The organism is Frankia sp. AvcI1 (assembly GCF_001420875.1).
Taxonomy (GTDB): Bacteria; Actinomycetota; Actinomycetes; order Frankiales; family Frankiaceae; genus Frankia; species Frankia alni.
Window position 1 is genome coordinate 254,133 of record NZ_LJFZ01000006.1, and the last position, 17,093, is coordinate 271,225.

Sequence of the window (17,093 nt, forward strand, 5' to 3'; positions counted from 1 at the left end):
GCGGCCGTTCTCAGCTTCGTGGCGATCAGGGATAAGGCGCTCTGGNCCGGCCTGGCGGTGTGCGTCAGCCTCGCCGTCGAGGCCGTCGTGCTGTGCGTGCTGCTGTGGCTGCGGATCTGGCATCCGGACGCGGTGGCCGCCGTGCTGGTCGTGCTGTCGGTGGCGATCATCGTGGTCAACGCGCGACGATCCCGGTCNNCACCCGCGAGCGGCGAGGCGCGCCAGCCCGTCGCGGGTGCTCTCACCGATGCCGTCCCGACCGATGCCGCCCCAACCGCGTACATCCCGCGCGGCGGCGTCGGTGCCCCCACCGCACCCCTCGCACGGGGCGACGCCGGGGTGCACACCGCACCCATCGCGCGCCGCACCGGTGGCGTCGAGGCCGAGGGGCGCGCGGGATCGCCGCGGCCGCGGGTCGCCGCCGTGGGGCTGCTCGTGGCTCCCGGCGTCCTCGCCGCGGTCCTGTTCGCGGTCAGCGTCGGGCGGGTGGATCCGGGGCGGATGGGGCAGTACGGCATGCTGACCGTGCTCCCGGCGACCTGGTATCTGGCGCTCGCGCTGCTGCTGGCGGGCGCGGTCGCCGTGCTGACCCGGCCCGTGGTCAACCGGGCGGCGGCGGCCGGATACCTCTTCGGGATCGTGTTCGTGCTCTTCGGCACGGCTCCGCTGGTGTATTCCGTGCCGCATTACTCCTGGGTGTACAACTACGTCGGCGTGACGCGCTACATCCTGGCGCACCACTCCCTCGACGGAAACGTCGACATCTACCAGCGGTGGCCCGGTTTCTTCGCCGTGGCCGCCTTCCTCTCGGGNCTGACCCGGACGACGGATCCGCTGGTGTTCGCGCAGTGGGCGGAGGTCTTCTTCGTCTCCGTCTCCGCGCTGCTGGTGTCGTGCCTGGGCCGGTCGTACCTGCGTTCGGTGAGTCTCGGCTGGGTGGCCGCGCTCGTGTTCGTCGCGGGCAACTGGGTCGGGCAGAGCTACTTCGCACCCCAGGGCCTCGCGCTCACCCTCGCCCTGGCGATCTACTGTCTACTCGTCGAGTTCTGCCGGCCCCCGGGGCGAGGGGCGACGGCCGTCGCCGACGCGACCACGCTGCGCCGCTGGGCGATCGTCGTCGCGGTGCTGCTGCAGGCCGCCGTGGTGGTCTCCCACCAGCTCACCCCGTACCTGATCGTGGTCAGCGTGGTGGTGCTCGTCGCCTCCGGCCTGGTGCGGCCGTGGCTGCTCGTCGTCCTGATGGCGGCGCTAGCCGTCGCCTTCCTGATCCCGAACCTGCACTACATCACCAGCCACTTCGGGGTCGCCTCCTCGCCCGATCCCCTGCAGAACCTGCGGCGGGTCGACCCGTACGGCGCGACGCCGCTACCGGGGAAGGCACTGCACGCACGGGCCGGTACCGCGCTGTCGATGCTTGTCTGGCTGCTGGCCGCCGCGGCGGTCGTGCGCGGCCGGCTGCGCCGGCGGCCGGGGGCCGGCGTGCTCGGCCTGCTGTTCGTCTCGCCCGCGATCCTGGTCCTCGGGCAGGACTACGGGGGCGAGGCGATCTTCCGGGTCTACCTGTTCTCGCTGCCCTGGGCGGCGGTGGCCATCGCCAGCGGCATGGTCCGGAGCGAGCCGCGGCCGGTGCCGGCGAGACCGGCGGCGAGGCGGGCGAGGCGGGCGGATTCGGCGGTGTCGGTGATGCCGGTCACGCCGGTCCAGCCGGTCCTGCCGGTGGTGCGGGCACGGCGGGTCGGGGTGGTGGCCCTGGCCTGCACGGGAGCCTTTCTGCCCGCCTTCTTCGGCCAGGAGGAACTCAACTACATGCCGGCCGGCACCGTGGCGGCGAGCGACTACTTCTACGGGCATGCGCTGTCGGGCTCCGTGCTCATGTGCNCCGCCCCCAACTTTCCCCGTAGCTACGGGCCCAACTATGACGAGTTCATCCACATGAAGAACGGTGACGAACCGAATATGCTGCTTAATCCGGACCTGCGGGGGCNTGATCTGGGTCCGGCGGACGTGAGCACCGTGGTGTCGGAGATCAGGAAGTACTCCAGTCGCGGATACCTCGCCTTTGCCGACAGCGGGGACNCCTACGTCCGGACGTTCCAGCTCGCACCGGCCGGCGCGCTCGGGCGGCTGGAGGCGGCCGTGGCCCGGTCGCCCTCGTTCCGGCTCTGGTACCACAACGCCGACACGCGCATCTACGCCCTGGCCGACGCCGGCGCCGTCGGTGCGGTCGGTGTTCCGGACGCGGTCGGGTCGGACGCGGTCGGTGTGGCGAAGTACGTCCGGTTGACGCCGGCTCCCTCTCGTGCGACGGACGCCGTCGTCACGAGCGGGCCGGCCGCGGCCACCGCGTCGCTGGGGCGGCCCTGATGACCCCCTGGCGTGCGGTGACGCTCCGGGTGAGCGCCCTGGGGCTGCTCAGCGTGATCGNCCCCCTGCTGGAGGCGGCGGACACCGGGGGAGCGATGCGGGTCGTGCTGGCGCTCGCCTTCCACGTGACGATTCCCGGCGTCCCGCTGCTCCTGCTCGCCCGGCTGGACAGCCCGGTCCTGATCGGCTGCGCGGGCGGCGCGCTGTCCATCGCGCTGACCATCGCCGGCGCCCAGCTCATGCTGTGGTCCGACGCGTGGCATCCCCTCGCGTTGGTCGTCGTCCTCGCGCTCGTCTCGCTGGCGGCGCTGGCCGTCGACCTCTGGCGGGGACGTCGGTCGGCGGCGCGGCCGGGCTCGCAGCGGTCGGGCCGGGATCGGTCGGACTCGGAGCGGGCGAGCGCGCGGCGGTCGGGCTCGCGGCGGGCCGGCTCGGTGCGGGACGGCGCGGTGCGGGACGGCCTGCGGGGGAGCGGAGCGTGATCGCGGCATGTCCCGATGCCCGCGGTGGCGGGGTGGGTCCCTCGTGACGACGGATGCGTACACGCGGCCGGGGAAGGAAGCGGGGGAGCGGGCGGAAGCCGTCGGCACCGACCGCGACGCCGCGGCGGGCCGGACCGCGTCGGCGGCCCCCGGGCAGACGCGCGGTCCCGCGCCGGTGGCGCTGCTCGCCGTGGCCGCCGTGCTCATCGGCTGGGCGATGGCCGCCGCGGATCCGCACCGGATCGGCGCGCTCGGCATCGTCGACGCCCTCGACTGGCGGTACGCGGCCGGCATCGTGGCGCTCGCCGCCGCCTTCGTCTGGGAGCTCGGCGCCGCGCGCCCGCGGACCTGGCTGCTGGCGTCCGCGACCTGCGCGCTGGTGGTGGCGATCTACGGGGTGTCCCCCGTCGTCGAGCAGACCTCCCGGCTGCCCACCTCGTGGCGGCACGCGGGCTTCATCAACTACATCCACGACAACGGCACCGTGCTCCACCACTACGACGCACGGTTCTCCTGGCCGGGGTTCTTCGCCGGCGTCGCCGTGCTGATGAACACCGCCGGCGTCGGCGACGCCAGCCACCTGCTGCTCTACGCCTCCGTGGTGTTCATGCTCGCCTACCTGCCCTGCCTCGCGATGATCTTCCGCGAGCTCGGNCTGAGCCGCCGGGCGACCTGGCTCGCGCTGTGGCTGTTCCTCTGCGCCGACTGGGCGGACCAGGAATACCTCTCCCCGCAGGGGGCGGCGTACCTGCTGTCCCTGGTGGTACTCGTGATCGCGTTGCGCACGAGCGGACGGCGCGCGCCCGTGGTCGGCGGGTCCACGGGCGGCGGCGTGCGCGGGCGGCGCGATCGGCTGCGCGCGCTGCTCGACCCGCCCCCGCCAGCCCTCGGGCCGCGCCAGCAGATGGCGTTGCTGGGGTGCGCGGCCGTCCTCGCCTTCGCCGTCGTGGCCAGCCATCAGCTCTCCCCGCCGCTGCTGACGCTGCTGCTCGTGAGCCTGCTGCTCACCGGCCGGCTGCGCGGGCGGGGGCTCGTCCTGCTGGTGCCGATCCTGTTCGTCGGCTACTTCACGTTCGGTGCGGTCGACTTCTGGAGCGGCCACCTGTCGGTCGTCACCGGCGACGTGGGCGGGGTCGGTGGGACGGTCAACCAGACCCTGTCGAACCGGGTGCAGGGCTCGCCGACCCACCTGCGGATCGCGTTCCTGCGCATCGTGGTGGTCGGGGTGCTCTTCGCCGGCGCCGCGATCGGCTCGCTGCGACGGCGGCGCTGGCGGCTCGGCGCGGTGGCGCAGGCCGCGGCCATTGCGCCGTTCGGACTGCTGGCGTTGCAGTCCTACGGCGGCGAGGCGCTGCTGCGGGCCTACCTGTTCGCGCTGCCGTTCCTGTGCGCCCTGTGCGCCGCGGCCTTCCTGCCCGCTCCCGACCCCGACTTCGGCGCGCTCGTCCGCCGCGGGCGGCGCCGCGGCGGTCTGGCCCGCCGGCGCCCGCGCGCCCGGACGGCCGGTTCCGGCGAGGAGACCGTTCAGCTGCGCATCCGGCGGGCTCGCCCGCCGCGGCCGGAGCTCTCCCGGCGCCTGTCGGCGCTCCTGCTGGTCGTGTGCACCGGGGCGGTCGCGGTCCAGCTCGTCTGCCGGGGCGGCAACGAGGAGTTCGTCTGGTTCTCCCACGAGGAGGTCGCGGCCACCCAGGAGCTCTACGACCTGGCTCCCACGGGCAGTACCATCGGCGTTCTCAACGGCTTCTTCCCGGGACAGAACGACGATCTCGGCCGGNTGTCGTTGATAAATCTGGAGAGCAAGTGCAAACCGGTCGTCGATCCGTATCAGTGCGCTCTGCAGTTGAAGCCCGACTACATTCTGATCACGCGGGCGCAGGACGCGTACGGCCGGGAGTCGGAATCNCGCCCCGAGAAGTGGGCGGCGGCCGACGCGGCCTCTCTGGAACGGTCCNCCGGATACCACCGCATCCGGAACAGTCCGGACGCGATCATTCTTGCGCGCGAGGTGGACGGCGAACTTCGGACATCGCGTGTGGACGCGTCGACCCGCCCGGTGCTCTCGGTGGACCAGGAAGGATGAGGGAGGGTCGATGGACCAGCACAACGTGATTCGGATCGGGCTGGTGCTCGTCTGCCTGGCGGCGGGTCTCGCGATCGGTGTGGATCTGCTGCGCGAGGCGCGGTCCTCCCGTGCCCGGGGGGTCGGCCGGCTGATGAACGTCGGTCTCCCGGTGGTCGCCGTGGCGGCCTTCGCCGCCTGCTGGGTGCGGGTGTCACATGGGTGAGACCCGGCGGCCGGGGGGGTCGACGACGAGTGGGCGTGGCCGCAGCCGGCGGGAGATCCTCCTGCTGGGACTGGGCGCGGCCGGGGCCCTGGCGCTGGCGGGATGCGGCGATGACCACGCGGACTCCCCGGCGCACTACCTCGGCCCGGTCGACAACGGTCAGGCGCCCCGCACGGACGCCGACCTGTGCGTCTACGGTGCGACGCCGGCGGGGATCGCCGCGGCCGTGCAGGCCCGGAGGATGGGCCTGCGCACCACGCTGCTGGCCTTCGACGACGAGATCGGCGGGATGATGTCGGGCGGCCTGTCCGCCACGGACACCGGCTACACGTCGACCATCGGCGGATTCGCCCGGGAGATCTTCGCCGCGATCGGCGAGCACTACCGTTCGACCGGGCCGGTGTACAACTTCGAGCCGCACGTCGCCCGCGACGTCTTCGTCGCGGTCCTGAAGAAGGCGGGCGTGCGGGTCCTGACCCGTCAGCGGCTCGCCGAGGTCGTGCTCAGCGGAAACAGGATCCGCTGGATCAACACCGANGGCGGCGGCACCCACCGGGCGAACGCCTTCGTGGACGCCAGCTACGAGGGTGACCTGCTGGCCGCGGCGCGCGTCGCCTTCGTGACCGGGCGGGAGTCCAACGGCGAGTACGGCGAGACCCTCAACGGCGTGCAGAACCGCCCGGCCGGCTCGACCTTCCTGTCCTGCGTCAGCCCCTACCGCCGCGACGGCGATCCGACCAGCGGCCTNCTGCCCGACGTCTCGGCGAACGGGCTGGGGACGACGGGGCAGCAGAGTCCNCTCGGGATGGACTTCTGTTTCCGGCTCTGCCTGGNCCACGCCGGGTCGAACGCGCGGCCGTTCCCGAAGCCGGCGGCCTACGACCCCGAGCGGTACGAGCTGCACCGGCGCTACCTGGCTGCCNGGAACCGCAACGTGATGTCCTTCCTGGTCGAGCTGCCCGGGCGGAAGTACGACCTCAACAACAGCGGCCCGGTCTCCACCAACCTGGTGGGCGGCTCGGCGAACTGGGCGACCGCGGACTACGCGCGCCGCGAGCAGATCTACCAGGATCACCTCGCCTACCAGCAGGGCCTGCTCTGGTTCCTCGCGAACGATCCCGCCGTGCCGGCCTGGCAGCGCACCCAGGCCCGTTCCCTCGGCCTCGCCGCCGACGAGTTCGTGGACAGCGACAACTGGCCGCGCCAGCTCTACGTGCGCGAGGCCAGGCGGATGGTCAGCGACTACGTCGCGACGGAGGCCGACGCGTCGGGCACCCGCCGCTGCCCCGACCCGATCGCCTACGCGTCGTTCAAGGTCGACTCGCACGCCGTGCAGCGGGTCGTGGCGAACAACTGCCTCGTCAACGAGGGCGGCGTGGACGTCCCCGTGCCCGGCCCGTGGACGGTGTCGCTGCGCTCGATCCTGCCGCGGCGCCAGGAGTGCGTGAACCTGGTCGTGCCGGTCTGCGTCTCCTCCTCCCACGTGGCCTGGTCCTCGCTGCGGATGGAGCCGGTGCTCATGATGCTCGGCCAGGTGGCGGCCATCGCCGCGGGTACGGGAATCCGCCGCGGGGTGGCCGTCCAGGACGTCGCCTACCCCGAGATCCGGGNGGCCCTGCAGCGGCTGCGCCTGCCNCTGCCGGCGGCCGCGGCATGACAGCCGTTTCCCGGAATGTACCGACGATTCCCCACGTCCCATGTCCCATGTCCCATGTTTGTTCCATGTCCCCATGACTCGATGACGACCAGGGAACGACGTAGAAGGAGGATGGTGTGAATACGGGGCAGGCTGCGGACTACCGCGCCCGACTGCGGACCGCGGGCATTTTCTCGGTCCCCGATCTCTACCCGCCGCAGACCGTGGCGCGGTGGAACGAGATCCTTGACCGCGAGTTCGCCGAGAAGGCGGATCAGGCGCGGGCCTACGTCGGCGCGGACCGGCTCGTGGCGCTCGGGATCGCCGAGGAGGTGTTCTCCACGCCGCTGCGCCGGGCGATCCGTGCGTTGATCCCCGACGCGGTGCTCTACCACTGCCACGTCTACGAGACCGCGGCGAACCAGGAGCGCTCGCACATCCACGCGGGGCGCCTGGGCGGCTGGCACCGGGACACCGAGACCATCCGGCTGTACGATCCGGCGGCGGCGCCCCAGTACATCAGCATCTTCGTCTACCTGAGCGACGTCGCGAGCGGCTCCGGTGGCTTCGAACTCAGGACGCTGCCGCCGGCGCAGGCCATCGCGGCCGGCAACCGCTCGGTCGTGGTGCAGGGCCAGGCCGGCACCGCCTTCGTGTGGAACCGCTCCTTCTACCACCGCGCGACGCCGAACCTCAGCCCCGTCCGCCGGCGCGTGCTCAAGCTGTCGATCCAGGCCACGTCGCTGCCGAACGACCGGATCGAGCTGCCCGAGTTCGCCCGGGCCCGCACGGCCGTCAACCCGGCGGACGAGTACCTCGGCTTCCTGCTCGGCGTCGGGCGGGGCGGGCCNGCGGCGCCGCGCCAGCTTCCGCAGCCGGCGGATCCGGCGACCCCGCCCCCGCCCGCGGCTGATCTGGTGCCGAACTCGGTGGTCGAGGTCGGCCGCGCGGACGCCCTGTGGCACCGCGTCAGCGCGGTCAAGTACCGGCTGCCGGTCGGCTGATGGCAGCCGCGGGGGTGGGCCGGCGCCGGGTCCTGATCATCGGGTCCGGGCGACGGATCCGGAAGAACTTCCTGCCGGCGTTCGCGCAGCGCCGCGACCAGTTCGAGCTCGTCGGGCTGTGGTCGCGCACCCGGGAGCACGCCGAACGCGCGGCGGCGCCGTGGGGGGTGCCGGTGGTGGGCTCCCCGGCCGAGGTCCTCGACGCGGTCGACACGGTCGTCGTCTCGGTCTCCACCACCGCGGTGCGCGCGGTGCTGCGCGACCTCGCCGAGCGGGCGCCGCAGCTCTCGGTCGTCCTGGACACCCCGGTGTTCGGGCAGGCCGCCCACCTGCCGGCGATGGCGACCCTGCGGTCGTTCGCCCGGGTGGTCGTGGCCGAGGACTACATGAACTACCCGCAGTGGACCCTCGCCCGCCGCGCGGTCGCCGACGGTCTGATCGGCGAGGTGCGCTCGGTGGAGCTCGCGCACTCCGGCTACCGCTACCANGGGCTCGCCCTCATCCGGTCGCTGGCCGACTTCGACCACGTCACCGTGGCCACCCGACGGCGGGCCGGCGCCGACGTGCGCTTCGACTTCCGGCTGCGGCGCGGGCTGCGCGGTCGCATCACCGAGCCGTACGACCAGGCCCGGGGGACCACGACGATCACGGGCGAGAAGGGCGTGATCACGGACTCCGCGCGCGTGGGGGCCGTGGGGGCGGGCGCCGGGCACGGCCCGGTGCACGTGCTGCGGCCCCGCGGGGACGCCCGGCCCGANGGCTACCTTCTCGACGGCCCGNATCTTCTCGGCGGCCTGGAGCTCGACCTGCCGGCGCTGCCCGCGCTGCTCGACGCCGAGGTGCCCGACCGCAGCCTGTTCAACGCCCTGAAGACCTGCGGCCTGCTGGAGGTGCTCGCGGCGGTGACGGGCGAAGCCTTCCACTCCCGGTACACCTACCGGGAGGCGCTCTACGACCACCTGACGACGGCGGTCCTGCGCACGAGCCCGCTGGTCGTCGACCCCGTGGCGGGGGCGGGCGGCAACATCGTCGGCGGCCTCGACGGCGTGTTCACCGGGCTGGCCCGGGCGCGGGGCGCCCTCACCAGGGCGGGGGCACGTGGGAAGGGGACGCCGACGGGAGGGCCGGCGTGAGAGTGCGCCAGGCAACCCAGGCCGGATTATTATGATATGTCATTATCTTTCCGGCTTATCCCCCGCCGGGAATGGTCGTAGTCGGGCCGGACCGGGGCCCGGGGTGGGCGGGGTGTACCGGCTCAAGCGATTCGGGCCTACCGCAATTTTTGTCACGCGCATGACGCATTCCACCGAGGTCCGATGGTTCGCTCCCTCGCCGGACGTTAGAGTTGGTTTGCACGCACGGGNCCGGCTGGATGGGGGTCCGACAAGCCGGTGGTGCGACGTGCACCAGTGGGGGGTTCGTCGATCGGCACAGCGGGTGTCGTTGTCATGCGCTGACATGGCACACAGCCCGGTTGGTCGTCCTCCCGTCGGGCTGTGGNCCGTCCGAAGAAGTCGTGACCGCGGGGGGTTTTCCGAGTGACCGACACCGTCTTCAGCGATGATCAGGATCGGCGAGGGGCCGTTCAGTGACCCGACGTGACGGTGGCTACCGGCCCGACGACCGGGCGGGGGTCCCGGCCGGGGCGGCGACGCTCGGCGCGTCGTCCGTCGCGCCGAGCCGGCCCGGGCGGCGGATTCCGAACCAGCGTGCCCAGTTGGCGGTGGTGATCGGGGATGTTCCCCCGCCGCCGGCGGCCGATCGTGCCGGCCGCCGGGGCCCCGGCGCGGCCCAGCCGGACGCGGCGGGGATCGCCACCGCACCCAGGCCGGCGGACGGACCCGGCTCCACCGCCGGCGACCTGTCCCATCCTCCCGGCCTATCCGGTTTACCCGATCCGTCCGATCNGCCCGACCTGGACGCGCGGGCCGACGGCGGCTACCGGGCCACGGTTCCGTGGGAGCGTCCCTACACCCGGCTGCTCATCGTCACCGACGCCCTCGCCTGCGTGGTGGCGGTGGGGGTTGCCTATCTGGTCCGGTTCGGCGGCCTGGTCGAGTTCGACCTCAAGCCGGTGTCGGCGCGGCCCTACATCCTGATGTCGGTGCTGCTGCCGCTCGCGTGGGTTCTGTCGATGTTCTTCGGGCGGGCCTACGAGAGCCGCTTCCTCGGCGGGGGATCCGAGGAGTTCCGCCGCGTGCTCAACGCCGCCGCGCAGCTCACCGCGGTGGTGGCCGTCCTGTCCTACGCGACGAAGGCCGAGCTCGCCCGCGCCTACGTACTGATCGCGTTCCCCGCCGCACTGGTACTGACGGTGGCGCTGCGGGTCGGCGCGCGAGCCGGGCTGCACCGGCTGCGCCNGGCGGGGCGCTGCCTGCACCGCGTGCTGGTCGTCGGCGCGGGGGAGTCCGCGGCATCCATGATCCGGATAGCGCAGCGTGAGCCCACCGCCGGCTGGTCGGTGGTCGGGGTCGTCCTCGACCGGTCGCCGGGGCGGCACAGCCACGACTCGCCGGAGCGCGTCGGGTTCGACCTGCTGGGGGTGCCGATCGTCGGGACCTCGGAGAGCCTGCACACCGCCATCGCGCAGACGGCGGCGACGACCGTCGCGATCAGCCCGCAGATGGACGGCGAGCGGCTGCGGCGGTTGCTGTGGATGTTGGAGGGTAGCGAGGTCGATGTCCTGGTCTCCTCGGCGCTGACCGACGTGACCGGGCCGCGCATCTCGATCCGCCCGGTCGCCGGACTGCCGCTGCTGCACGTCGAGGAGCCGGAACTCAGCGGTACCCGGCGCGCCATGAAGGGCCTGTTCGACCGGAGCGTGGCCGCGGGGATCCTGCTGCTGTGCCTGCCGCTGCTGGCCGCCCTCGCGTTGGCCGTCCGGCTCACCAGCCGCGGCCCGGCGATCTTCCGGCAGGTGCGGGTGGGCCGGGGCGGTGAGCACTTCACGATGTACAAGTTCCGCTCGATGTACGTCGACGCCGAGCAGCGCAAGGCGGCGTTGGAGTCGCGCAACGAGCGGGCCGAGGGCCTGCTGTTCAAGATGCGCGAGGACCCCCGGATCACCCGGGTCGGGAAGTTCCTGCGCAAGTGGTCCCTGGACGAGCTGCCGCAGCTCTTCAACGTCGTGGGGGGCAGCATGTCGCTGGTCGGCCCGCGGCCGCCGCTGCCGGCGGAGGTCGCCCGCTACGAGGACGACGTGCACCGCCGGCTGATGGTGAAGCCCGGTCTGACCGGCCTGTGGCAGATCAGCGGTCGGTCCGATCTGGAATGGGACGAGTCGGTGCGACTGGACCTGCGCTACGTGCAGAACTGGTCGCTGGCGATGGACTTCTACATCCTCTGGCGGACGATGTTCGCGGTGCTGCGCCGCGAGGGAGCGTACTGATCCGCTGGGCCGCTGGGCCNCTACCGCTGGCCGCTACCNCTGGCCGCTGCGGCGGAGCCGGTAGCCGGCTTCTGGCACCAGCTGGTTCAGCCGCTCACACGTTCTCCTTTCCGCTGTTCGGCGACGGTGTGCGTTGGCGGACGGCGCTCGCCTCGCCGCCCGGCGCTGCGCCGGCACCGCCGCGCGGGAGCTGTGCGTGGGAACGAAGCCACGTCGTTGTTTGGTATCGATGAATCGGACGCCAAACCGTCTAGAAGAGTTACGGTGGCGGCGGCTCTCCCACGCACCCGCTCCGACCTGCGGGCCGTCGCCCCCACAGCGTCGTGACAGGTCCGGTTCACGTGACGCTGCACGCCCTCGGATTGCAATCGGATACACGACCTATCTCTGTCTCCTGAAATAAATCCGCTGTGCGACGGGTGTTGAATGTCGGCGCGTGGCCGTATTCGAACGTTGATCCGCGGATATTGTCAATGCCCCGATTGAGGTATCGTCGGCGCGGTCGCGAATCTCATTTACAGGAATCTACGCCATGGCGTGATATGGGTCACAGATGGGCGTCGGAAGCATTGATGGTCGTATGCGGCGGTGTCTCGGCCGTAAGGTGGGCGCCGGCGCCACGGTATTGATCCCGCTGCTGACCGAGTTCTGTTTCGGTGCGGCCGGGCTGCCGTGGAGGCCGGAATGTCAGCGGCCTGATCCCAGGTTCCGGGGGAACCGTGCAGAGGCCATATCGGGGGAAGATATGCCTATCTTTTTCTTTTGTTCGAGGACGGCGATGTCGGTGACATCGGCGAGCCGGCGTCGGCCGTCGGCGCTGCGAGTGAGGATTCGTCGTGGGCGCTGAGCGCGGCGCCGCGGGCCGGCACCGCGTGCGTGCGGCCCCTCGGCCGGCCGCCGTCGGCGCTGCACCGGCCGGCCTGCGGATTCGCGTCTCCTTACGGGACCGCAACGAGTCGGAGTACCTCGCCGACCTGCTCCAGGATCACGGGCTGGCGGTGCGCGTCGCGCTGCCGGACGAGGACGAGCGAGGCGGCGATGAGCAGCCCGCGGCCAACGAGATCGTCGTCAGTCAGGAACTGGTCGCCGGGCTCATCCCGGCGGCGCGCCGGGGCGACACGCCTCTGATCGTGCCGACCGATCGGCCGGCGGCGCCCCCTGTCGGCGGGCCCGGCGAGGAGCAGGTGCCGCAGCCGGGGCGGTTGACCATGCACGACCTCGACGCCGTCGCCCGGCGCCTCGTCGCCACCATCCAGCGCAGGGTCGAACGCAACCGGCGGGGGCTGGCGCAACTCGCCCTCGAGGACGAGGACATCTTCGACGACGTCGCCGTCCAGCAGAGCGCCGGACGGCGGCTGCGCCTGGTCGGGCGGGAGGGTGTGCTGGTCTGCCTGCGGGTCAGCGAGCTGGGGCGGGTCCGGGAGCGCCTCGGGGCGCAGGCGACCTGGGAGCTGGTCGGCCGGATCCGCGACGTCACCGTCACGGAACTGGGCCTGGCCAGGCCGCCGGCGCCGCGCAGCAACGGGGAGCTGCTGTGGGTCCTGCCGGCGGCACCGGCGGCCCGCGCCCGCAAGCAGCTGGAGCAGCTGGGCGCCGCGCTGGCGAGCCGGTCGGTCACGGTGACCGCCGGCGACGCCGAGGAGCATCTGCGCATCACGCCCGCCATCGGCCTGGTCGGCGTGGGCAGGACGGATCCGGCCGTGCTGATCAGCCGGGCCAGGGCCGCCGCCGCGACCGCCGCCAGCCGCCTCGATCTGGAGCCCTGCACCTGGGAGCCGTCCGGAGAACCGGCCGAGATGCCGGCCGAGATGCCGGCCGGGGCCGGGGCGCTGCTCGGCGCGCCGTTCGTGGCCGGCGCGCCGTTCGTGGCCGGGTCACCGTCCGGAGCCCCGTCCGGGTTCGACGGGCCGTTCGGAGCGCCTTCCGGGGAGGTGGCCGCCGGCCTCGGCGGGTTCTCCACCGGTGCCGGTGCCGGTGCCGGTGCGGCGGTGGCGGCCTGGCGGACGGCCAGGCGGTGGATCGGGTCCACCGCCGCGCAGGCCCTGCTCAGCGTCGTCCTCGCCGTCGGCCTGCCCTACCTCTACTACACGCTCACGGCCCAGTTCGGCGTCGACGTGCTCGGCCCCGCCTACGCGTTCATCGTGCTCGCGCTGGTGGCGACCGCCGGGTCGATCTACGTCGAGGGTCTGCTCGCGCTCGACCCGGTCCGGCCGCCGGCGCTCCCGCCGGGAGACCCGCCGCCGGCGACGGTCATCATCGCCGCGTACCTGCCGAACGAGTCGGCGACGATCATCGACACGCTCGAGGCGTTCCTGCGCCTGCGCTACGCCGGACCCCTGCAGGTGATCCTCGCCTACAACACCCCGCATGCACTGCCGGTCGAGTCCGTGCTCCAGGCGATGGCACACGAACATCCTCGGCTGGTGGTGCTCAGGGTGCCGGGCAGCACCTCGAAGGCGCAGAACGTCAATNCCGCCCTCGAAATCGCCACCGGTCATTTCACCGGCGTCTTCGATGCCGACCACCATCCGGCGCCGGACTCGGTGACGCGGGCATGGCGATGGCTGGCCGATTCCTACGACATCGTGCAGGGGCACTGCGTCATCCGTAACGGCGGTGCGAGCTGGTTGTCGCGGATGGTCGCGGTGGAGTTCGAGTCGATGTACGCGGTGGGCCATCCGGGGCGGGCGAAGCTGCACGGCTTCGGCATCTTCGGCGGATCCAACGGGTACTGGCGGACCGACATTCTGCGCCGCGTCCGGATGCGCCCCCGCATGCTGACCGAGGACATCGACTCCTCGGTCCGATCCCTGCTCGCCGGTGTTCGCATCGCCTCCGATCCGGCGCTGTTGTCCTTCGAACTGGCGCCGACCACGCTGCGGGCACTGACCCGCCAGCGGCTGCGCTGGGCCCAGGGCTGGTTCCAGGTCTCGCGGAAGTACTTCGGGATGGCCCTGGCCTCCCCCGTGCTCAACCGCCGGCAGAAGGCCGGCGCCGCGTTCCTGTTCGGTTGGCGCGAGCTCTACCCGTGGATCTCCATCCAGATCTTCCCGTTGCTGGGGTATCTGCTGCTGCATCCGGAGCCCGGCCAGGGCGTGNACTGGGCCATGCCGTTCTTCCTGTTCCTCACGCTCGTCACGATGGGAGTCGGCGTGGCNCAAAGCCTCTTCGCCTATCTGCTCGCCCACCCGGACGTGCGCCGGCGTCGGCGGTGGTTCCTCGTCTACGCCCTGTTCGCCGGCTTCTTCTACACCGAGTACAAGAACGGCCTGGCCCGGGTGGCCCAGATCAAGGAGATCGGGGGAGAGCGCCAGTGGCGGGTCACCCCGCGCCAGGTGCCCGTGCCCAGCCCGGCCTACCGGCGGGAGTCGGCCTGACCATGACCGGCCTGCTCACACCGTCCACGTCCACGTCGCCGTCCACGTCCACGTCGCCGTCGCCGTCCACGTCGCCGTCGCCGTCCACGTCGCCGCCATCGGCACCGTCCACGCCTGCGCCGGGGCGGCTGGCGCGCATGGACGACCTCGAGGGATACCGGGGAGTCGCCGNCCTGGGGGTCGTGGTCTTCCACGCCTACCAGTTCTGCCGGGAGGGCGCCGGTGGGGACTCGGCCGGCTCGTCACCCGACGGCTACGCCTACGCCGGGACGCCGCTGGGCCGGCTGCTGCTCAACCTCGACGGCCTCGTCAGTCTGTTCCTGCTGCTGTCGGGCTTCCTGCTTTACGCCCCGGCAGCCCGCCAGGTCCTCGCCGGGCGGCGGGTGGGCAGCCCCCGGGTCTTCCTGCTGCGCCGCGCCGTGCGCATCCTGCCGCTGTACTGGTTCGCGACCCTGCTCGTCTGGACCTACCGCAACCCCGACCTGCCGGGAGACTGGCGCGACCTGGTGGAACACCTCACCTTCACCCAGGTCTTCGACAGCCGTCGCATCTTCTACACGATCGGCCCGGCCTGGTCGCTCTCGGTGGAGATCTTCTTCTACGTCGCCGTCGCGCTCATCCTGCTGGCCCTGCGGGGTTGGCTGNCCGCCCGGTCACGTCCGGCCGTGCGGGCGCTGGCGATCGCGACGCCGCCCACCGTGATGCTGGTCGGCTCGCTTGCCTACCACTGGTGGGCGCTCGAGCTCGCCCACCAGCCGTCCGACCGCTGGGCGATCTGGTTCAACCCGCTGGCCAAGGCGGAGATGTTCGCCATGGGGATGTTCCTCGCCGTCGCCCACGCCCGGTGGGGCGACCGGGCCGTGCGCGCGCGGTGGCTCGTTCCCGTCCGGCTCGTGGCGCTGGCCATCCTCGCCTGGGGCTGCGCCATCCGGGCCGAGGACGCCCGGACGTCGACCGAGTTCAACCTGCTGGCGATGGTCGCGTTCACCCTGCTGCTCGGCAGCTCGCTGTTCGCGCCTCCGCGGGCCTGGTGGCGACGGGCCCTCGCGGCCCGCCCCCTGATGTTCGTCGGCACCGTCAGCTACAGCGTGTACCTGTGGCACGAGCCGATCCTGCTCTACCTCGACACGCATCACCTGCTGAGCCACCAGGCGACGGCGTTCCCCTGGGTGGCGCTGCTGCTGGTGGTCGTCTCCGTGCCGTTCGGCTGGGTCAGCTACGTCATCCTCGAACGGCCCGCGGGCGAACTGAAGGCCCTGTTCCAACCGGACGGTCGGCTGCGCTCGTACTACGGTCCCCGGCACGAGGGCTGACGGATCAGCACCATGCCCGAGCCGACCATGCAACGAGCCCCGCGGCCCGACGTGATCGTAGCCGCGTCCCGGCCGCGGTCACGCCCCTTCGCGTACGCCGTGATCGGGCTGCTGTCCGTCGTCGTCGCCGTGTCGATCGTGCTCGGCGTGGTGGGACCCGACCCNGACCCGTCCGCCTCGGTATGGCTGACCAGCGCGGACGGTGCGCACCNCCTGGACCGCCAGCCGGACGTGCGACTGCTTCCGTCGACCGGGCCGGCCACCGGGCAGGGTGTCCTACGGGTCGAGCCGGACCGGCGTTTCCAGGTCATGGAGGGAGTCGGGGCCGCCCTGACCGACTCCTCCACGTATCTGATCGACACGAGGCTGTCGCCGCCCGAGCGCCGCCGGCTGATGCGCTCGCTGTTCGACCGGGACGCCGGCGCCGGGCTGAGTTTCCTGCGCCAGCCGATCGGGGCCAGCGACTTCTCCCGGACCGCGGTGACCTACGACGACGTTCCCGCGGGCCAGCGCGACCCGCGGCTGCGGCGGTTCAGCGTCGCCCGCGACGAGGAGCACGTGCTGCCGCTGCTGCGCCAGGCCCGCGCACTCAACCCGGAACTGCGGGTGATGGCGACGCCCTGGACCGCCCCGGCCTGGATGCGCACCGGCGACACGCTGTCCGGCTCCTCCGGCGGTCCCCTGCGGCCCGAGGACACCGCCGCCTTCGCCGCCTACCTGGCCGCCTACGCCCGTGCCTACGCGGACGGCGGCGTGCCGGTCGACCTGATCTCGCCGCTGAACGAACCGCTGGCGCCGCCCGGGAACCATCCCGCCATGCCGATGACGGCCCAGCAGGAGGCGGCGGTGATCGCCGCGCTCGGTCCGGCGCTGCGCGCGGCCGGGCTGAGCACCCGCATAGCCGTCTCCGATCAGAACTGGGACTTCGGCTCCTACGCCCTGCAGGTGCTCAGCGACCCCGCGGCGGCGCCGTGGATCGCTGGGATCGCCTCGCACTGCTACGGCGGGGACCCGTCCGCCCAGGCGGTGCTGCGCGGCCAGGCGCCGACGCTCGCCCAGTACGTCACCGAGTGCTCCAGCGGGTCCTGGTCGAAGGGCTTCGGCGACAGCCTGCGCTGGAGCGCGCAGAACATGGTGATCGGCGCGACCCGCAACGGCGCCGCCACGGTCGCCTACTGGAACGTGGCGCTCGACGAGACCGGCGGGCCCAAGCTCGGCGGCTGCCCGAGCTGCCGCGGCCTGGT

The 17,093-nt window shown here is 72.4% G+C and carries 2 protein-coding genes and 3 pseudogenes; all 5 read left to right on the forward strand.

The genetic code is table 11. The annotated features are described in order from the left end of the window. Positions 1-837: 837 nt before the first annotated feature. On the forward strand, positions 838-1,878 hold a 1,041-nt coding region (locus tag UK94_RS45275), incomplete at its 3' end, for a hypothetical protein (protein WP_235487124.1). 3,058 nt (positions 1,879-4,936) lie between these two features. Continuing rightward, the gene (locus UK94_RS09085) at positions 4,937-5,131 is read left to right on the forward strand and encodes a hypothetical protein (protein ID WP_041939826.1); all 195 of its coding nucleotides are present in this window, start codon (positions 4,937-4,939) and stop codon (positions 5,129-5,131) included. Positions 5,132-9,686: 4,555 nt separating this feature from the next. Beyond that, positions 9,687-10,131 (forward strand): annotated as a pseudogene (locus UK94_RS45280) (sugar transferase); the annotation flags it as partial. A gap of 1 nt (position 10,132) precedes the next feature. Beyond that, a pseudogene (locus UK94_RS45285) lies at positions 10,133-11,159 on the forward strand (sugar transferase); the annotation flags it as partial. 836 nt (positions 11,160-11,995) lie between these two features. Continuing rightward, positions 11,996-13,630 (forward strand): annotated as a pseudogene (locus UK94_RS45290) (hypothetical protein); the annotation flags it as partial. Positions 13,631-17,093 lie beyond the last annotated feature (3,463 nt).